This is a genomic window from Longicatena caecimuris (genome assembly GCF_004341945.1).
Lineage (GTDB): Bacteria > Bacillota_I > Bacilli_A > Erysipelotrichales > Erysipelotrichaceae > Longicatena > Longicatena caecimuris.
In genome coordinates, this window is the sequence record NZ_SMBP01000013.1 from 65,287 (window position 1) to 82,272 (window position 16,986).

The following is a 16,986-nucleotide window of genomic DNA, read 5'->3' on the forward strand; positions in this document are numbered from 1 at the left end:
TCAGGTTATTCCGTTACGATTAAGTCTTGTCCTGCATCACTATTCTTTACTTCAAGACCAAAGTACCACTCAGTTAAATTATCGAACGAAAGAGTTGTAAACTGTTCTTCCGTTGGGTAGAGAATTAAAGAATTTCCGTCGCTGGATATTTCACAAGCAACATTTTGTCCGATTACTTTATCTTTTGCCGCTTTAAGCATTGCAGTTGTGTATGCTTGAAATGCTTCTTCATATTCGGCTTCAGCTTTCAGTTGATAGTTTCCAATGTCGCTATTTACCTTATCCTGAAGAAATTCTCCGTTTACAATATATCTTGCCAAAAATTCTTTTCCGTAAAACTCTACGGTTTTATCATATAAATCCTTGTCCCATTTCGGCCTGTCGGGAGTCCCTGTCTGATACAGACTTTCGCCGTACCGTAGATAATCGCCGTCCTTCAGCAAGCCCTCAAGCTTTTCAAGCGTTCTGCTTTCCTCAAGTTTAGCTGCTTCATATTCGCCCAATGTTTTTCCGTTAAAAACAAACTGCTTGTCAATATAATTATAGCTGGCGGTAATAGCAAATTTGTTCTTTTCATCATAAGACTCAAATGCTGTTTGAAGCGAAATATCAATTTTCTTTCCATTCCAATCAATTATTGCTGAATCAACTGTATTTCCATCACCAAAAATGACTGGATAATCATTTTGCTCTTGCTGTATTGTCGGTGGCGGTGTTACAGTCGATTGCCCCGGTTTTTCACTCGGAACAACATTCCCAAACAATCCATTTTTCATTCCGCCAAAGCCAATCAAAGCAACAAGGCAGACACACGATATTGCTGAGGTAATTCCTATTAAATTTTTTCTCTTCCTTTTGTTTTCTGCAATGATTTCATTGCTGCGTTGAAATACGCTATCAGCCATTTCTTTATAGTTCTTCATACTCAAAGCCCTCCTTATCAAGTTCTGATTTGAGTGACATTTTCGCACGATAAACAAGGTTTTCTATTTGACGATTATTTTTCTTCATTACGGTTGCTGCTTCAGTATTGCTGAAATCTTCAAAGAAGATAAGATAAATCACCTGCTGATATTCAGGCTTTAATTTTGCAAGTGCCTTGTGCACAACAATTTTGTATTCTTCTTGTATGTAGGATTTTTCAAGGTTTTCCTCATCACTTATCATATTCTGATAGTCCTCTATCGGAGCATTGGATGTTTTGGAGGTATGTCTTAAATAATCAATCGCTACATTTCGCCCAATAGCATACAGCCAAGTTTTGAATATGCTTTTGTTGGAAAATCTCGGCTTTTTTACCACAAGTTTTACAAAAGTTTCTTCTGCAAGTTCTTCAGCAACATAAATGTTTTGCGTAAATCCGTTCAGATAGAAAATTAAACCGTCTTTATAATCCCTTATTATCTCGACAATGCCATTTTCATCGCCATCAAGGAAACGGCGGTAGCTACTTGCACCGTTATCCATTGACTGCCTCCTTCCTGAAAGGATGTTCTTTCTCCTTTCACTTATTAGACGGATAAGGATATTGTTTCTCTCAGTAAAATTAAATTTATTTTTTCTTGCATAAAAGACCGTCTTCCCTGAAAGATAGACGGTCTTGTAATTTCACATCGTTCGTTTTCAAAAATTATATTTTCACAGTCCCATAAACTGGGATTTTATAACTACATTTCATCTATTGTAATTTGATACTTCATTGTTGATTCATTTCTAATTCTTGATGAAATCAATTGATTTAACTCATCTAAAGTTTCGTTTTCAGAATCGCTTTTAAACCAAAATATCCAATTATCTTCCAAATCAAATTCATTATCTGTAGAATCAAAAGAAATGTTTTGAATATTGTCTGTTACAAAATCAATTACATCATTTTGAATTCCTAATTCTTTTTCAATATCCAAATCATAATTACCATAATCAAAGAAATGAAGCTTAATCATTTTATCCTCTCTCTCATAAACTGGAAGTTGTCTTATAATAATTCCAATTCTGTCCATATGGATTGAAAACCATTTGCTTTCGCATATTCTTCAAATCCAGTCCCATTAAAATGTGAAATCGTTTCTCCATTTAACCAAATAGTATCGCATTCATCACAAATATAAATTTTTTTACCAGTTCTTTTTATTTTTACTTGAACCACATTACCTTGTTCACAATAAGGGCACACCATAAATTACTTCTCCCTACAAATTCAAAGTTGTCTGCTTCACCACCGACAATTACTGAAGATAATTATATCAAAAAAGTCGGCTTTTTTCAATAAAATCACACACATTCGTTCCTTGTATCAACCAGCAATCTTCTTTTCGGCTCTCCTGCGCCTTGTACTTTCGTTTGACTGCTCTTTGCGCACCTTTTCTCTGCAAGCAGGGCAGTATTTCGCAACCGCAGACAGCGGCATATATTCTTTCCCACATACCGCACAATGTCTTGGAGCTAACTCTGTCCACCGCTTTGTCGGTACAATATGTAGTTCGTTGAGATTTCCCTCAACGAATTTGTAATAAATAGTGATGGCCTGTTCTTTGACACCATCCGAAGAAACAACACGCTCGGAAATCGTGATTTTGTCTATCAGCTCGTTCACAACCCTTGCGTTCAGCTTGGTAATTCCTCTGTATTCCCGTATCTTTGCAAGGAAATCAACCACACCGTCTTTTCTGTCGCCCTATACATACACATATTCTTTGAGTATGATTTCTTCCACACGGTTGCGGATACTGTTCATTCTCCGCACCCATTCCATCTGATTGTTCACTTTTAGTTTTTCGGTAACACCTTCTTTTTCGGAAAGTTCCTTTACCAGCCGAGAAAAGACTTCCTCGCATTCTTCATCAACCTCGTGCAAATATCGATTGAGGGAACAATCCACCCGCATTGAAGCAAGCAAAGCCTTGTGGCAGTTCTGCAAGTATCGGTATTTCAGTCGGGCAAATCTGCCGAGTTCATAATGCTCTTGTTCGAGTAGCACTAAATTGGGCAGGTAGTAATCACCTTGCAGCGTATAGCTGATACCTGTTTTCTCGTCTGTAATATGCTTTGGCATATCCATTTTAATCACCGTCCTTTGAGCCAATTATATTGGCTCAAAGCCACAAGAGCAAAGGTGCAAACAGATATGTAAATTTAAGTTGTCCGTAAAAAATGGTCGACATCATTAGAGCAGCTAACTGTTTTGAGTGCTATACGTTGTGCATCTTTCTTAAAGAAACGACCAGATTTAAGCTCTGAAATAACATGACCTAATTCCCAATCTACTAAAGTATCAAGAATATAAACATAAACGGTAACCATAAAATTCCTCCATTTTCGTTTGCTTATTATCCACTTTTAAAAGTTCCTAAGCTTTAAATTTCATACAAATTAATTACATTCTTTGCATCATAATAGTGAAACTTTTCTAGTAATTGCTGTTTATTATGACAACTATTAAATTATCTGATCTAATGTATGGCACATGAATATCATTATTTATCGTCTATTACATAGGATGTTTACATATCCGATAATTTCCTTATAATTCTTTATTGTCATTTTGAACAGTAATGATTACTAAGAATTTTTTCTTTTTATTATAGACTCCTTTCGTTACTTAGTGTATCACACTATCGTTGACACCATTATGACAACAATCTATAATAAAATAAGTAAATTTGAAAGGTGGTAACCAAATGAAAGTTGATAGACTAATAAGTATAGTTTTGGTTCTCCTTGATAAAAATCGTATTAGCGCACAAGAGTTAGCGGACATGTTTGAAGTTTCATTACGCACAATCTACCGTGACATAGATGCTATTGAATTGGCAGGCATTCCTATTCGTTCTACATCGGGAGTTGGCGGTGGATTTGAGATCATGCCAAATTATAAGATTGATAAAAAGGTATTTTCAACTGCTGATCTTTCCGCTATTCTAATAGGACTTTCCAGTATTTCAAACATGATACAGAGTGATGAATTAAGAAATGCACTTGCGAAAGTCAAAAGTTTTATACCCACAGAAAGGGCTAAAGAAATTGAACTAAAGGTTAATCAAATTTATATAGATTTTAGTCAATGGATAGGTAACAGCAACATACAATCATATATAGAAATTATCAAAGTAGCTTTACAAGAAAATAAGCTACTGTCATTTGATTATATAGCCCATCGCGGAAATAAGACTACACGTGTCGTTGAGCCTTATCAACTCGTATTAAAAAGTACGCATTGGTATTTATATGGATATTGCCTTAAAAGAAACGATTTTCGCTTATTCAGATTGTCGCGTATGTCAACCCTACAAAAACAAAAGGAAACTTTTATACCACGCGATTATCAAAAACCCAAATTAGAGTTTGCAGATGTTTTAGCAACCCTACAAACAAATATTAAAATTCGTATTCATAAGTCTATCGTAGATAGGGTACTTGATTATTGTCCATACGAAAATTTCATTCCCGATGATAAGGAGCATTATATCGTCAGTTTTCCTTTTATAGAGAATGATTATTATTATGATATTGTTTTGAGCTTTGGAGATAAGTGCGAATGTTTGGAACCATTACATGTTCGTGAAAAAATGAAGCAGAGAATATATGATATAGCTTCTCTATATAAAAAGTAATAGTTACTATAATATAGTGTTATAGTAACTATTACTGAGAATGTTAAAATTATTTTGCTAAGAAAACACGTGGGGTTTTAAGAAGATATAAAAAGTAAGAGAAAGTTTATATAAAACGATTCCTAAAAAAGTTTGGATAGGAATAAATGGGATATAATTCTTATAATCCATGCGTCAACATGAAGTAAGTAATACAAGAGCAACAAACAAGTACGCAAAAGTTATTAGCTGACACACAAAGAATTAATTTGAATTTATAATCAATATACTTTTCATTCACATTTTTTTCTCAATCATATTACTTACTATAATAAGAATAATCGGTTGTACGGCAATAATAACTCCCGTAATAATCGCTGGAATGAAATAATCAAAGGAAATAAATATAACTGTTACTATACCTAATAGTACCATAGTAATCATATTCATGATATTTCCAGATTTCTCTTTAATTGAGATATTTCGTTCGTCCATCACATTCACTTTATAATCAATATCATTTTTCATCATTCTATTATGCATAAGTTGTGTATGAGAAATGCTAAAGATTATACTCATTAAAATTAGGAGCCCTATATCTGCTGTTTTAGGAAAATCTGTAAATAAAATGATAAGAACTAAAATTGCTGAAACAATATAACCAATGTACCACAGTTTATGTTTATTTTTCACTTTTGCTTTCCTCCTCATAAATAAAAATTTCTTCAATACTCATTTGAAAGTATCTTGCAATTTTAAAGGCTAATAAAATAGATGGATTGTAGCGTCCATTTTCTAAAGAGCCTACTGTTTGACGAGATACCTCAAGAGCAGTTGCTAAATCTTCTTGTTTAATACCTCTTAGTTTTCGTAATTCTTCTAAACGATTTTTCACAACATACTCCTTTCTGAAATACATGGAAAGTTTGCTTTCCTTTTCTAAGCCTTATAATGCTTTTTTGAACAGAAAATGTCAAGTGAACTTTCCATATTTTTTATTCCTTTCTTCTTTATTAGGATTTTTGTATTCTGTATCTTCTCGCAAGAGGAAAAGGTTACTTATCCTCATCATCAAAATGATTATTCCTTAATACTTCTGAAACAGTTCCATATCCTCTTCTTAAATTTGCGAAACAGGGTAAGCATTTTGGTAAGTATTATGAAGTAATTTACATTCTATTTAAAACGGGGCTTCATATTTCTGAATAGTTGGTTTGATGATTTCTGATATTGATTTAGAAAAAGGTGTTATTGATGTAAATCACAGTTGCAAAGTAAATGTTATATAGAATATACTATAGAGGGCACAAAGATAGAAAGCGGTACAAGGCTTGTGCCTATGATAAATCGCAAAAGCGGTTCTTAGAAGTATAATAAAATATATAAACAGGAATCACTTAAAATCACACCTCATGTTTGTCAACATACCTTTGTTCTAATATGGCAAAGTTAGGAATGAACCCTAAGACATTATAAAAGATTATGGAACATTCTGATGTAGGAGTTACACTGAATGCATACAATCACTTGGTCTTTGTTGATATTCAAAAGAAATGATAGAAATGGATAATAAGTGAGTTATAAAATAAGGGTAGTTTATTTTACAACTTTTTCCTGCTAAAATATAAGAATTTATACAAGGAAATATGACGATTTAAGGAGATATAAGAACATGATTAAAATACTTTTTATTTGCCATGGGAACATCTGTCGCTCAACGATGGCAGAATCCATCATGTGCTGGTTGGTTAAAAAGAACCATCTACAAGGATCATATTGTATTGCCTCTGCTGCAACAAGCACAGAAGAAATTGGCAATCCGATTCATCATGGAACAAGAAGAAAACTTAGGGAACAAAATATTCCAATTGTCGAACATTATGCACGACAGATTTGCTTACAAGATGCAGAAAAATACGATTACATCATTGGTATGGATGATGCCAATATATGTAATCTAACACGCATGCTGCCAGCACAGTATCATCATAAACTTTCTAAATTATTGGATCATACAAAGCGAAAAGGGAATATCGCGGATCCTTGGTATACAGGTAATTTCGATGAAACATTTGTGGATGTATTGGAAGGCTGTCAGGGATTATTAGAGGAAACAAGACCAAAATGAAAATGACGTAACTGCTACGTCATTTTTTTAAAGGAATGGAATACCTAAAATTTCATGTAAGACTTTGCGTAAAAGTGGAAGGCGTTCACTAATAAATTTTGGATGTTGTTTGAGCCAGCGATTATTTAAAGGGGAAGGGTGTGGCAAGATGAAAGCTTTTCGATCGTGTAAGGTTTGGGTATTAAAGACAAGATCATGAAAAGGTATTTTGGGGAATATATAAGAGGCAGCAAGTGCACCAATGATGATATAAAGCTCGTTATCCACCATTGCCATTTCTTTTTGTAACCAGTGCTCTGCACAATGTTTGGGTGGTAAACAATCACCTCCACGCTCTTTTTTGCCGGGATAACAATGTCCCATAGAGGCAATGTAGAAATTGTTTGGATCATAAAAGCATGCAGCACTTATTTGATACCATTCTTGGCGCAACCGTTTTCCACTGGCATCGTTAAAAGGAAGGCCACTTTCATGTACATGAATGGAAGGCGCCTGAGAAATCTGAAAAATTTTTGCGTGAGGATTTCCTTGAAAAATCGGTCTTGGCTCGTGTGGAAAGATGTTTTCACAAAGCCGACATTGTAAAAGCTCTTTTTTAATTTCTTCAAAATCGCTCATAGTATCACCTCTTAGTAGTATTTATTATAAAACATAGGAAGCATGGCATACAAGAAAAGCTATTCTATTACTTTTAATATTGAGCGACAGCGTAAACTGATGCCAATGGATATGAAGGCAGCGACCATAAAAATCAGATACGGCAGCGCATCCAATACATCAAATAAGACACCATAGACAGCTTGTCCTAACGGATAGGTACACATAACGATCATCGTAACAAAGGAACTGACTTTTCCTAGCATCTCGTTTGGTGTGTTGTGTTGTAAATAGGTTTGTGCATAGATGTTGAAAATAGCAGCAAAAGCCATACATAAAATACTGGCAGCGAATACGATAGCATAACTTACATAAACACTGTTTAAAAACATTATGGCTAGACCGATAGGGAAAAGAAATAAGCTAGCAAGCATGAGAAAGATATACGAATGAGCCAGCTGAAAACGTTTTTGAAAGATAGGTAGTAACATAGCGCCAATGATGCTGCCAATACCGATACCTGCCTGTAACCAGCCAAAGTAAACGGGATCTAAAGCTAGTGTGATATTTGAAATGACCGGCAAACCGACACTCATTAAAGATGATAAAATGAAATTTAACAGGGCAAGGATCATCAATAACTTAAATAATGTTGGACGATCACAATAGACGAATTGCATACCTGCTTTCAGATCTTGCCAGGTGGATTTTAGAAATGTATCTTTTCGTTTTTGAGGCACAAACGGAATCTGCATGATGCATTCCAATAGGGAAGAAAATAAGAAGCAAGCAGCAGAAATAATCAATAAAGTAGCAAAGGGAAGCAGGCTGAATAAAACACCACCTAAGATGGGGCCTAACAAAGTGGCTAACGCATTTACTTGTACGGTAATCCCATTCGCTTGCATCAATTTTTCTTCATCAACCAATAAGGGAATGCTGGCTTGTACAGCAGGTTGATAGAAGGATTGAATAATTGATAATACGATCATTGTGATGGCAACAAGGGCTAAGGAAGATGCTTGTGTGATTAAATACGTGAAACCAAGCAGTAAAAAACCGGTAAAGCAATCTAGTAAGATCATGATGTGACGACGACTCATACGATCTGCTAAAACACCGCCAACGGGGGATAAGAGAATGGTAGGAATCATGGAAATAGCTAAGATTGTGGCAAATGCACTTGCTGAACCGGTGGTATCTAATACATAAAGGGATAAGGAAAAGCGAAGCATGGCATTGCCGAATAATGAGATGATCTGGCCGATGACAAGCAAAGTGAAATTTTTGTTCCATACATAATGTTTCTTCATACAAGAGTTCTCCTTTTTATAATACCGAACGACGGTATGTATGTTGGTTAAAAGATAGCTGCCATTTTAGGCAGCAATATTAGGCGAGTACAGCTTTCAAATATTCTAAGAAATTTTGTTCCAATTCATCATTGATAATAGGAATTCCCATTTCTTCCATCAATTTGCGTAAATACGTAACTTTATTCTTGATATGCTGTTCATCATAAGGTTCTAAAGGAGTTACTAACCAGAAATTGATTAACAACAGATACACTTGACTGGCACATAGCGAATCTTGTGCTTGAATACTACCATCTTTGATACCTTCTTCAATTAAGGTAGCACCAAAAGCAGCAGCTTCACATAATGTTTCCTGTAAACTCATGACCATAAACTTTGGATTAGAATAGGCATCCATCATGACAGGATCAAGTGAACGTTTACGTGGATCCTTTAGCTGAGCCTTAAAAATCATACGTAGTTTTTCCAGTCCATTCATATCGTTGAATGAAGATACATAAGCTCTTAATCCGTCAATGGAGGAATAGGATTGATTTCCCAATGCCTCAATGATATCATCCTTTGATTTGAAATGGTGATAAATAGCACCTTTTGACATTCCTAAAGCATCTACAATATCTTGAATGGTTGTTTTCTCATAGCCTTTTTCGCCAAATAATTTAAGACTGACATCCAGAATTTTTTGAACGGTTTGTTCTGGATGTTTATTTCTAGCCATAACCACACCTCACTAACATACATACGTTTGGTATGTATAGAGTGTAACACTCTTTTTTGAAAAAGTAAAGAAAATAAACGGATAAAAGATTGTAATGAAAGTGCAACTCCTTTTTCTTCACATCATGAATAACTGTATTTGGAAATCGGCAGATAACCATTCATGATATGGTAAAAAAGCCATTTGCATTGATTTTTACATGTTTTTTCTACCCAGACAACAAGGAAATATGGTAAGATATATACTGTGAATTCAAAGGAGTGCATGGAATGCTGAAACTGTTTACCCCGAATTATTATATCCATCGTTATACGGCACTGCGACCTGCGTTTTTAAAAGAGCAAGGCATTCAGCTTTTGATTTGCGATATTGATAATACACTTGTCCCTCATGATGTAGCTGTACCGGATGATGAAGCAATCGCTTTTTTGAAATCCATTCAGGATGCAGGTATTCAAATTGTTTTTATATCCAATAATGTAGAAGAACGTGTTGCCACCTTTGCGAAAGGATTAAATATTCCTTTTTATCCATTTGCTATGAAGCCGTTGCCTAAAACCTACCGAAAAATGTTAAAAGATTTTCATGTGAAGCGAGATGTGGTGGCAGTTTTAGGTGATCAGCTGATGACGGATATCTTAGGTGCCAATGTTATGCGGTTTTATACGATTTTGACGGCACAAGTCGTTGAACGTGATCTTTCTTTCACTAAGGTGAATCGCGTGTTTGAAAATATTGTGTTTTCCTTATTGAAAGTAACAGGAAAACTGGTGAAAGGAGAATATGATGAGTAAGATTTGTAAAGGCTGTGGCGTTGTTATGCAAAGTGAAGATAAAACAAAACTTGGTTATACACCAAAACCAGAGGCAGACTATTGTCAAAGGTGTTTTCGTATTCGTCATTACGATGATGTTGTCATCTCTATGAAACAAGGAATTGATTCGGATGAGGTGCTGGCACGTATAGCGATGATGGATGCACTTGTTGTTTGGGTCGTTGATCTGTTTGATTTTGAGGCAAATATGGTCAGTGGGTTAAATCGACATCTGCTGCATAAAGACATCTTAATGGTGGCAACTAAAAGAGATCTGCTGCCGGCAACCATGTCGGATCAAAAATTAGGCGATTTTTTGTTACAGCGTTTAAAAGAACTTTCTATTCAGGTTAAGGGAATTGTCATTTGCGGAGATTTGATGAAACATCCAAGACGTGATGAAAATAATTCCATTGATGAGATTGCATATGCCATTGAACATTATCGCAATGAACGTGATGTTGTGGTGATGGGAATGGCAAATGCAGGAAAAAGTACAATGTTAAATGCCTTATGTGAGAAAGGGGATCTGACGACTTCTCGTCATCCGGGTACAACCTTGGATTTTAATGAAATCAACATGGATGGCTATACCTTATATGATACTCCGGGATTAACAAGAATGGATTCTTTATTGACACATGTAGATGATAGGCTATTGAAGACAATGATTCCACTAAAACCATTAAAACCGAGAGGATATCAATTGTATCAAGACCAGACTATATCCTTAGCAGGTTTTGTGCGCTTGGATTTGCTAGGTGGTCACAAGGTGAGCTGTGTAGCATACTTTGCGCCTGATCTTCCTTTACATCGCAGCAAACAGGAAAAGGCTGATCAGTTATGGCAACAACATCTCGGTGAATTATTGGCGCCTGCCATTGATGAGAGCATAAAGGAGATGCAGATGTTTGAAATGCATCCAAAAGGTGAAAAAGTTGATGTAGTGATTCATGGCTTAGGCTGGTTTTGTGTAAGTGGAGATGTGAAAACGATTCGTGTATATGTTAGTAAATATGCAAATGTAACATTTAGAAAGGCGATGATATAATGTTAACAAGTAAAGATAAAAAAACACTGCGCTCAATTGCGCAAACGAGAAAGGCGTTATTTCAGATAGGAAAAGATGGAGTGACGCTCAATATGATTAAAACAATTTCCGATTCTTTAGAAGCCCATGAGTTGGTAAAAGTTTCATTATTAAAAACATGTCCTCTTTCCGTACAAGAGGCAGCTTTAGATATTGCCGGGGGAACGCGTAGTGAAGTTGTACAAACGATAGGACGTACTGTTATTTTCTATCGACGCAGCAAAGAGAATAAGCTGGGGTTATAATATGCGTATCGCTTTGCTGGGAGGAAGTTTTGATCCGATACACGAGGGCCATTTGCGAATTGCGAAAACCGCTTTAGCAAAACTTCCAATTGATGAGGTTTGGTTTTTACCTTGTAAAGATGCGCCATTAAAAAAGGGACAACAAGTAGCTTTCCATCATCGATGTGCCATGGTGAAGTTGGCGATAGCTCCATATCGTAAAATGAAGCTTTGTACATTAGAAGGAGAGCTAGATGGTGTTTCCTATACGATACGTACGATAAAGGAACTAAAAAAACGTTTTCCTCATGACACTTTTTCTTTTTTGATTGGTGATGATCAGGCAGCGCAATTTGATAAATGGAAAGATAGTGCGCAATTGAAACAAGAAGCATGCTTTTATGTGTTTTCACGTCATGAAGACGGTCAGTTGCCGACGGGGATGAAACGTGTTCCAATGCAACTGATTTCGGTTTCTAGTACAGAAATTAGAAATGGTGAAAAGAAATGGGCTTTACCTAAGACAGTAAGGCGTTATATCGGAAGCAATGGACTATATGTAATAAATTGGGTGAAAGCAAGTATGTCGGAAAAGCGTTTCCAGCATTCGGTATCGGTCGCTGAAGTTTGTGTCAGACTAGCACATGCACATCACTTAGACGAACATGTCGCATGGTGTATGGGTATTGCACACGATATTTGTAAACAAATGCCTTTTGAAAAGGCAAAGATCTGGATGATTCATCATATGCCATCTCATTTGCAGGAAAATAGGGCGATTTGGCATGGCTATATTGGTGCTGATTATGCAAAACGCTTTTTATATATGGAGGATAAACGTATCATCTCTGCTATTTATCATCATGTCTTAGGAGATGGCGCTTCGCCATATGCAATTATTTTATATGTGGCAGATAAGCTGGATCCAGCACGAGGCTATGATTCCAGTGAACAACTGTTATTGTGTGAAAAAAGCTTGTCATTGGGATTGGCAAGAGTAAAACAGGAACAGCAGGAATATTTGCGAAAAAAAGGAGTAATTTCATGAAGGAATTAATAAAAGTCGTACAAAAAGCCATAGATGAAAAAAAGGGAGAACACCCTGTTATATTTGAATATCATACATTAAACCCGTTCATTGATTATGTGGTAATTTGCAGTGCTCCAAGTTTACGCCAGGTTTATGCGATTGCAGATAATGTGGCAGATCGTGTAAAGGAACATGGTTATACTGTACGCAGCATGGAAGGCGATAAGGATTCCAGTTGGGTGTTGGTTGATTTAGACAGTATTGTCGTACATGTATTTCAAACAGAAGAAAGAGCGCACTTTCAGTTAGAAAAATTATATGCGGATTTGCCTAGTGAGGACTTTTCCTTATGATGTATGGAACATTGGCACAATTTTATGATGCTTTAGTTAAAGATGAAGAAGCTACGCAAGCATGGGTAGCGTTAATCGAAGAATATGTAAACGGTAAGGAAGTGCTAGAACTCGCTTGCGGCAGTGGAGAAATCACGATAGCACTTGCGAAGGATGGTTACCATGTTACTGGAACGGATATCAGCGCAGAGATGCTGCAGGCAGCCAAAAAGAAAAAAGATCATGATCTAGTAGACTGGAAAGTGATGGATATGTGTGATTTTCAGGTTGATGTAAGTTATGATGGCATTTTATGTTTATGCGATTCTTTTAATTATTTATTAAAAAAAGAACAAGTGCAAAAATTGTTCACTCAAGTTAAATCGCATTTAACGAAAGATGGCGTCTTTATCATGGATATGCATTCAATGGATCGATTGTTAGAGTTTGCGGAAGAATATAATGAAGCTGGAAGAATTGATCATCATGAATATCAATGGACGATTCAGACAATCGAAGACTGTATCTATCAGAATTTTGCTTTTTATGATGAAGCTGGCAGGGTAAGTCTGGAACAACATATCCAGCGTGTTTATGATCCTATGTGGGTGAAAGAACAGCTAGAAGCTCTTGATTTTGATGTAAAAATTATTACTGATTTTACATTTGATGGTATCCAAGAAGGTGAAAAATTGTTTTATATTTGTAGAAAAAAATCATAAAGGGAGGAAATAACATGATTGGTATTATCGCAGCAATGGATAAAGAGATGGATGCCATAACATCTTTATTGACAAATAAGGAAGAATATAAGGTATCCGGTATTGCAATGGTAAAAGGCAGTATCAAAGGGAAAAATGTCATGGTAATGAAGAGTGGCGTTGGCAAGGGAAATGCCGCGATGGCGACAACGATTCTGTTTGAAAATTTTGTTATTACGGCAGTGATAAATATTGGTACGGCAGGTGGCTTAAAAAAGGAACAGCAGGTGTTGGATGCTGTCTTGTCGACACGCGTCGTACAACACGATTTTGATACTAGCATCATTGATGGAAATGATGGATTAGGGTTGTATTATGATGCTGATGCGAAATTAATCGATGTATGTGATCAGGTGTTAACATCTATGGGAGTACGTGTGTTTCGTGGCTTAGTGGCCAGTGGAGATCAATTTATTGCTGAAGATGAAAAACGTGAACGTATAGAAACTTTATTTCCGGATGCCATCTGTGCAGAAATGGAAGCCGGAGCGATTGCCCAAGTATGTTCTCATTATCACGTACCTTTTGTTGTCTTGCGCTCTTTAAGCGATGTAGCACATAAAGAAGATTCACAAATGGATTTCTTAACATACGTAGAACATGCTGCAAAACGCAGTGCCACCTTATGTCAAGAATTCATGGAATTTATGTAATAGACATCCAATCAAGGATGTTTTTTTATAGAAAGGGGCATCGCTTTGCTAAGAAGTGCTGCTCAACCAAGGTATTTCTTGCGTATAAAGAAAGACAAATGCAAAAAAATCATGTATAATGAGGTACGTTAGGAGGTCGCTATGAAAATAAATGGAAAATCAGTAGCTGTTACATGTGGACTACTGTTTATGGCATTAATTGTCATTTTTATCGAAATCGCTATTTTTATTAGCGGGCCTGCGCGTAAATTTGAAGATAAGGTAGATCATCAGATTGCCAAAATCAAAGAATCTTATGCGCGAATAGAGGATGTACAGCGCCATGTCTTTCATTATGTTGTCTACATAGGAGAAGATAGCGATATGTATGTCTGGTTTAATGAAAAAGGTAAAGCCATTGCCAGTCGCAAGAAAACAAGTTATCAAAAGGCGGCTGTAAACGCTCTTATAGAAAAAAACTATCAAGGTAAGGTTAGTAAGGTATCACTTGGCTATGGGTATAAAAATCCTGTTTATGTAGTGAATTTTGATAAAGGTGAAGTATTATTGGATTATGATACATTAGATGAAGTCTATTATCTGAAGAAAGGAGAATAGCATACAGTTATGGATTGGTGGAAAGAAAAGTTTATCAACCGCCGTGATTACATGCTAGATCATTTAGATGAATTAACGATGACTAGCGATGAGACCTTATTGATCATGTTAATTGATTTTTTAAATCAACACCAAATTCCGGTCACTCACGGTATTTTGGCAAAAAAGATGAAAAAGGATAGTGGCGAAATTGATGATTTATTATCCCAGCTTAGTGCAAAAGGATATGTGCAGCTGACATTTCAAAATGGGAAGATTTTATTTGAAATTGATGGTGTTTTTGCCGGTGCTAAGGAAAAAACGATGAATTTTGATGCTTCTTTATTTGATCTATTTGAAACAGAGTTTGCTCGACCATTATCACAAATGGAATTGCAACGGCTGGCAGATTGGTTAAATGTATATGAGCAGAAATTAATTGGTTATGCCTTACGAGAAGCATTGACTTATGAGCATCTGAGTTTTGACTATATCGAGCGTATTTTGGTAGAGTGGAAAAAGCGTGGATTGCGTCCGGAAGATTATGAGGAGGGGAAACGATAATGACAACAGATGAAATTTTAGATATATTAGAATTACGTTTTCCTAATGCACATTGTGAATTGGTGCATCAAAATCCCTTTGAATTATTAGTAGCCGTAGTTTTATCTGCGCAAACTACAGATGCTGCGGTTAATAAGATAACGCCTGCTTTATTTGAGGCATTTCCAACTCCGGAAGCATTAGCTTCGGCAAATAGTAAAGAAGTCGAAGCTAAAATTCGCCGCATTGGATTATATCGCAATAAAGCACGCTCTATTCAGGCTTTAAGTGCTTCTTTGGTAGAACATTTTGACGGACAAGTACCACAGAGCATGAAGGAGTTGACTTCTTTAGCCGGAGTAGGTCGTAAAACAGCAAATGTAGTACGCAGTGTTTGTTTTGATATTCCAGCAATTGCAGTGGATACACATGTAGAACGCATCGCTAAGCGATTAGGGTTGGCGAAAGTAGGGGATAGTGTTGAAGTAGTAGAACAAAAATTAAAACGTAAAATCAAAAGAGAGCGATGGAATCGTGCACATCATTTATTTATCTTCTTTGGTCGATACCAATGCACTGCAAGAAATCCTCAGTGTGATCAATGTCCCTTTGCCTCGTTTTGCAAAAAAGACAAGTTGGAAGCATATCGCAGTCAGAAAAAAAGCTGACTGTTTTTTTATAATATACTTTTTCTTATTATAGGAAAGACGATAGTAAAGCGTGGTTGACAAAAGAAAAGGTCATAGTAAAAACGGATAGATATCAGAATTCTGTCAAATAAGAAAGCCTTTTGATGTGCGTATATATATAATAGACGATAATAAAAGAGATTCTTCAATGATATGATCCCTCTAAAGTAGACAACGGAAATAAATAAAAGGTTGTTTATGAAAGGAGGGATCTTTTCTTATGGGAAGGAAAAGCAAATACACAATAGAACAGAAAGTTGAAGCTGTGCAGGATTACATGAGTGGTAAACGTGGAAAAAGCCAGATATGTGATGATCTGAATTTGTGCAAATCTGGAAAAGCTTTATATAGATGGGTGTCACTTTATGAAGAATATGGTGAAGTGGGATTCTTACCAAAACGAAGAAATAAATCATATTCAACGGAACTAAAAGAGAAAGCTATCAATGACTACCTATCTGGGAATGGCTCTTATAAAGATATCATAAGAAAATACGAAATAAGCAGTGATAGTATTTTAGTTGGATGGATTTCCAAGTATAATCATGACCAAAGGAAGAAAAACCACATTAGATGAAAGACAGGAAATCGTAGCATATTGTTTGGAGCATGACAGTGAATATAAACTCGCTGCAGAGCATTTCAATGTATCCTATGCCCAAGTATATCAGTGGGTAAAAAAGTATGAAGAAAAAGGCAAAATAGGCTTGCAGGACAAACGAGGAAAGCGTAAGCAGGATGATGAATTAAGTGAAATTGAAAAACTGCAACGCGAAAACAGTCTATTAAAGCATCGTCTTGAATTACAGGAAAGAGAAAATATCCTATTAAAAAAAGTAAAGGAAATCGAAAGGAGGCGGTATTCGCCAAAGGGAAACAAGAAGGAAAATACTTAGCAATCAAAGAACTGTATGAAACCCAGCAT

Annotated in this window: 26 protein-coding genes; 14 read left to right on the top strand and 12 right to left on the bottom strand. The window is 36.0% G+C overall.

Features of this window, described 5'->3' with window-relative positions:
• Positions 1-5: 5 nt before the first annotated feature.
• The 7 genes from EDD61_RS08605 to EDD61_RS08635 form a co-directional block, all read right to left on the bottom strand.
• Positions 6-923, bottom strand: a complete 918-nt coding sequence (locus tag EDD61_RS08605) for a hypothetical protein (RefSeq protein WP_120136380.1) — start codon at positions 921-923, stop codon at positions 6-8.
• A complete protein-coding gene (locus tag EDD61_RS08610) occupies positions 910-1,467 on the bottom strand; it encodes an RNA polymerase sigma factor (protein ID WP_132225015.1) in 558 nt (185 codons plus the stop codon). The genes EDD61_RS08605 and EDD61_RS08610 overlap by 14 nt, the downstream gene beginning before the upstream one ends.
• Positions 1,468-1,667: 200 nt before the next feature.
• The gene (locus EDD61_RS08615) at positions 1,668-2,000 is read right to left on the bottom strand and encodes a hypothetical protein (protein ID WP_133300737.1); all 333 of its coding nucleotides are present in this window, start codon (positions 1,998-2,000) and stop codon (positions 1,668-1,670) included.
• On the bottom strand, positions 1,976-2,176 hold the full coding sequence (locus EDD61_RS08620; RefSeq protein ID WP_120136383.1) for a hypothetical protein: 201 nt from the start codon (positions 2,174-2,176) through the stop codon (positions 1,976-1,978). The genes EDD61_RS08615 and EDD61_RS08620 overlap by 25 nt, the downstream gene beginning before the upstream one ends.
• A 117-nt stretch (positions 2,177-2,293) precedes the next feature.
• Entirely contained in the window at positions 2,294-2,656 is a 363-nt protein-coding gene (locus EDD61_RS14250; protein ID WP_132225016.1) for a DUF4368 domain-containing protein, read from the bottom strand.
• Between the two features lie 18 nt (positions 2,657-2,674).
• Entirely contained in the window at positions 2,675-3,058 is a 384-nt protein-coding gene (locus EDD61_RS08630) for a TnpV protein (RefSeq protein ID WP_120136389.1), read from the bottom strand.
• Positions 3,059-3,132: 74 nt separating this feature from the next.
• Positions 3,133-3,300 carry a hypothetical protein gene (locus EDD61_RS08635; protein ID WP_207901016.1) on the bottom strand — a complete coding sequence of 56 codons (168 nt, stop codon included), beginning with the start codon at positions 3,298-3,300 and terminating at the stop codon, positions 3,133-3,135.
• Between the two features lie 377 nt (positions 3,301-3,677).
• Here EDD61_RS08635 and EDD61_RS08640 point away from each other — a divergent pair, with 377 nt between their 5' ends.
• Complete coding sequence (locus tag EDD61_RS08640; protein ID WP_117547543.1) at positions 3,678-4,610, top strand: helix-turn-helix transcriptional regulator; 933 nt, start codon at positions 3,678-3,680, stop codon at positions 4,608-4,610.
• Positions 4,611-4,886: 276 nt separating this feature from the next.
• Here the strand turns inward: EDD61_RS08640 and EDD61_RS08645 are convergent, their stop codons facing one another.
• Positions 4,887-5,282 carry a hypothetical protein gene (locus EDD61_RS08645; protein ID WP_117547544.1) on the bottom strand — a complete coding sequence of 132 codons (396 nt, stop codon included), beginning with the start codon at positions 5,280-5,282 and terminating at the stop codon, positions 4,887-4,889.
• Positions 5,272-5,484: a helix-turn-helix transcriptional regulator gene (locus EDD61_RS08650; RefSeq protein ID WP_026006723.1), complete on the bottom strand. Its 213-nt coding sequence runs from the start codon at positions 5,482-5,484 to the stop codon at positions 5,272-5,274. The genes EDD61_RS08645 and EDD61_RS08650 overlap by 11 nt, the downstream gene beginning before the upstream one ends.
• 777 nt (positions 5,485-6,261) lie before the next feature.
• On the opposite strand from EDD61_RS08650, the gene EDD61_RS08655 reads away from it, so the two are divergent.
• Positions 6,262-6,717: a low molecular weight protein-tyrosine-phosphatase gene (locus tag EDD61_RS08655; protein ID WP_132225017.1), complete on the top strand. Its 456-nt coding sequence runs from the start codon at positions 6,262-6,264 to the stop codon at positions 6,715-6,717.
• A gap of 27 nt (positions 6,718-6,744) precedes the next feature.
• On the opposite strand, the gene EDD61_RS08660 is transcribed toward EDD61_RS08655, so the two are convergent.
• The 3 genes from EDD61_RS08660 to EDD61_RS08670 all read right to left on the bottom strand — a co-directional run bounded on the left by EDD61_RS08660 (position 6,745) and on the right by EDD61_RS08670 (position 9,348).
• A complete protein-coding gene (locus EDD61_RS08660; protein WP_132225018.1) occupies positions 6,745-7,335 on the bottom strand; it encodes a uracil-DNA glycosylase family protein in 591 nt (196 codons plus the stop codon).
• 59 nt (positions 7,336-7,394) lie between these two features.
• Positions 7,395-8,627, bottom strand: a complete 1,233-nt coding sequence (locus tag EDD61_RS08665) for an MFS transporter (protein WP_117547546.1) — start codon at positions 8,625-8,627, stop codon at positions 7,395-7,397.
• Positions 8,628-8,706: 79 nt separating this feature from the next.
• Positions 8,707-9,348 carry a TetR/AcrR family transcriptional regulator gene (locus EDD61_RS08670; protein ID WP_132225019.1) on the bottom strand — a complete coding sequence of 214 codons (642 nt, stop codon included), beginning with the start codon at positions 9,346-9,348 and terminating at the stop codon, positions 8,707-8,709.
• A gap of 269 nt (positions 9,349-9,617) precedes the next feature.
• Between EDD61_RS08670 and EDD61_RS08675 the strand changes: the two genes are divergently transcribed.
• The 12 genes from EDD61_RS08675 (at position 9,618) to EDD61_RS08730 (ending at position 16,957) form a co-directional block, all read left to right on the top strand.
• Entirely contained in the window at positions 9,618-10,142 is a 525-nt protein-coding gene (locus tag EDD61_RS08675; RefSeq protein ID WP_008688217.1) for a YqeG family HAD IIIA-type phosphatase, read from the top strand.
• On the top strand, positions 10,135-11,214 hold the full coding sequence (gene yqeH, locus EDD61_RS08680; protein ID WP_132225020.1) for a ribosome biogenesis GTPase YqeH: 1,080 nt from the start codon (positions 10,135-10,137) through the stop codon (positions 11,212-11,214). The genes EDD61_RS08675 and yqeH overlap by 8 nt, the downstream gene beginning before the upstream one ends.
• The gene (gene yhbY, locus EDD61_RS08685; RefSeq protein ID WP_008688221.1) at positions 11,214-11,498 is read left to right on the top strand and encodes a ribosome assembly RNA-binding protein YhbY; all 285 of its coding nucleotides are present in this window, start codon (positions 11,214-11,216) and stop codon (positions 11,496-11,498) included. The genes yqeH and yhbY overlap by 1 nt, the downstream gene beginning before the upstream one ends.
• A gap of 1 nt (position 11,499) precedes the next feature.
• Positions 11,500-12,525, top strand: a complete 1,026-nt coding sequence (gene nadD, locus EDD61_RS08690; protein WP_008978472.1) for a nicotinate (nicotinamide) nucleotide adenylyltransferase — start codon at positions 11,500-11,502, stop codon at positions 12,523-12,525.
• Positions 12,522-12,860, top strand: coding sequence for a ribosome silencing factor (gene rsfS, locus EDD61_RS08695; protein WP_008688226.1), 339 nt, complete (start codon positions 12,522-12,524; stop codon positions 12,858-12,860). Before nadD ends, rsfS begins: the two co-directional genes overlap by 4 nt.
• On the top strand, positions 12,857-13,561 hold the full coding sequence (locus EDD61_RS08700) for a class I SAM-dependent DNA methyltransferase (protein ID WP_008978470.1): 705 nt from the start codon (positions 12,857-12,859) through the stop codon (positions 13,559-13,561). Before rsfS ends, EDD61_RS08700 begins: the two co-directional genes overlap by 4 nt.
• A 14-nt stretch (positions 13,562-13,575) precedes the next feature.
• Positions 13,576-14,253, top strand: a complete 678-nt coding sequence (locus EDD61_RS08705) for a 5'-methylthioadenosine/adenosylhomocysteine nucleosidase (protein WP_132225022.1) — start codon at positions 13,576-13,578, stop codon at positions 14,251-14,253.
• 141 nt (positions 14,254-14,394) lie between these two features.
• Positions 14,395-14,850 carry a hypothetical protein gene (locus tag EDD61_RS08710; protein WP_008688232.1) on the top strand — a complete coding sequence of 152 codons (456 nt, stop codon included), beginning with the start codon at positions 14,395-14,397 and terminating at the stop codon, positions 14,848-14,850.
• Positions 14,851-14,859: 9 nt separating this feature from the next.
• A complete protein-coding gene (locus EDD61_RS08715) occupies positions 14,860-15,393 on the top strand; it encodes a DnaD domain-containing protein (protein WP_008978467.1) in 534 nt (177 codons plus the stop codon).
• On the top strand, positions 15,393-16,040 hold the full coding sequence (gene nth, locus EDD61_RS08720) for an endonuclease III (protein WP_008978466.1): 648 nt from the start codon (positions 15,393-15,395) through the stop codon (positions 16,038-16,040). The genes EDD61_RS08715 and nth overlap by 1 nt, the downstream gene beginning before the upstream one ends.
• Before the next feature lie 241 nt (positions 16,041-16,281).
• Complete coding sequence (locus EDD61_RS08725; protein WP_132225024.1) at positions 16,282-16,638, top strand: helix-turn-helix domain-containing protein; 357 nt, start codon at positions 16,282-16,284, stop codon at positions 16,636-16,638.
• Positions 16,607-16,957: a helix-turn-helix domain-containing protein gene (locus EDD61_RS08730; protein WP_132225026.1), complete on the top strand. Its 351-nt coding sequence runs from the start codon at positions 16,607-16,609 to the stop codon at positions 16,955-16,957. The genes EDD61_RS08725 and EDD61_RS08730 overlap by 32 nt, the downstream gene beginning before the upstream one ends.
• Positions 16,958-16,986: the final 29 nt, after the last annotated feature.

Excerpts from the sequence above, each read along its gene's own strand:
- EDD61_RS08605 (WP_120136380.1), bottom strand. The coding sequence starts at position 923 with ATGAAGAACTATAAAGAAATGGCTGATAGCGTATTTCAACGCAGCAAT.
- EDD61_RS08610 (WP_132225015.1), bottom strand. The coding sequence starts at position 1,467 with ATGGATAACGGTGCAAGTAGCTACCGCCGTTTCCTTGATGGCGATGAA.
- EDD61_RS08615 (WP_133300737.1), bottom strand. The coding sequence starts at position 2,000 with ATGGACAGAATTGGAATTATTATAAGACAACTTCCAGTTTATGAGAGA.
- EDD61_RS08620 (WP_120136383.1), bottom strand. The coding sequence starts at position 2,176 with ATGGTGTGCCCTTATTGTGAACAAGGTAATGTGGTTCAAGTAAAAATA.
- EDD61_RS08630 (WP_120136389.1), bottom strand. The coding sequence starts at position 3,058 with ATGGATATGCCAAAGCATATTACAGACGAGAAAACAGGTATCAGCTAT.
- EDD61_RS08635 (WP_207901016.1), bottom strand. The coding sequence starts at position 3,300 with ATGGTTACCGTTTATGTTTATATTCTTGATACTTTAGTAGATTGGGAA.
- EDD61_RS08640 (WP_117547543.1), top strand. The coding sequence starts at position 3,678 with ATGAAAGTTGATAGACTAATAAGTATAGTTTTGGTTCTCCTTGATAAA.
- EDD61_RS08655 (WP_132225017.1), top strand. The coding sequence starts at position 6,262 with ATGATTAAAATACTTTTTATTTGCCATGGGAACATCTGTCGCTCAACG.
- EDD61_RS08660 (WP_132225018.1), bottom strand. The coding sequence starts at position 7,335 with ATGAGCGATTTTGAAGAAATTAAAAAAGAGCTTTTACAATGTCGGCTT.
- EDD61_RS08665 (WP_117547546.1), bottom strand. The coding sequence starts at position 8,627 with ATGAAGAAACATTATGTATGGAACAAAAATTTCACTTTGCTTGTCATC.
- EDD61_RS08670 (WP_132225019.1), bottom strand. The coding sequence starts at position 9,348 with ATGGCTAGAAATAAACATCCAGAACAAACCGTTCAAAAAATTCTGGAT.
- EDD61_RS08675 (WP_008688217.1), top strand. The coding sequence starts at position 9,618 with ATGCTGAAACTGTTTACCCCGAATTATTATATCCATCGTTATACGGCA.
- yqeH (WP_132225020.1), top strand. The coding sequence starts at position 10,135 with ATGAGTAAGATTTGTAAAGGCTGTGGCGTTGTTATGCAAAGTGAAGAT.
- yhbY (WP_008688221.1), top strand. The coding sequence starts at position 11,214 with ATGTTAACAAGTAAAGATAAAAAAACACTGCGCTCAATTGCGCAAACG.
- nadD (WP_008978472.1), top strand. The coding sequence starts at position 11,500 with ATGCGTATCGCTTTGCTGGGAGGAAGTTTTGATCCGATACACGAGGGC.
- rsfS (WP_008688226.1), top strand. The coding sequence starts at position 12,522 with ATGAAGGAATTAATAAAAGTCGTACAAAAAGCCATAGATGAAAAAAAG.
- EDD61_RS08700 (WP_008978470.1), top strand. The coding sequence starts at position 12,857 with ATGATGTATGGAACATTGGCACAATTTTATGATGCTTTAGTTAAAGAT.
- EDD61_RS08705 (WP_132225022.1), top strand. The coding sequence starts at position 13,576 with ATGATTGGTATTATCGCAGCAATGGATAAAGAGATGGATGCCATAACA.
- EDD61_RS08710 (WP_008688232.1), top strand. The coding sequence starts at position 14,395 with ATGAAAATAAATGGAAAATCAGTAGCTGTTACATGTGGACTACTGTTT.
- EDD61_RS08715 (WP_008978467.1), top strand. The coding sequence starts at position 14,860 with ATGGATTGGTGGAAAGAAAAGTTTATCAACCGCCGTGATTACATGCTA.
- nth (WP_008978466.1), top strand. The coding sequence starts at position 15,393 with ATGACAACAGATGAAATTTTAGATATATTAGAATTACGTTTTCCTAAT.
- EDD61_RS08725 (WP_132225024.1), top strand. The coding sequence starts at position 16,282 with ATGGGAAGGAAAAGCAAATACACAATAGAACAGAAAGTTGAAGCTGTG.
- EDD61_RS08730 (WP_132225026.1), top strand. The coding sequence starts at position 16,607 with ATGACCAAAGGAAGAAAAACCACATTAGATGAAAGACAGGAAATCGTA.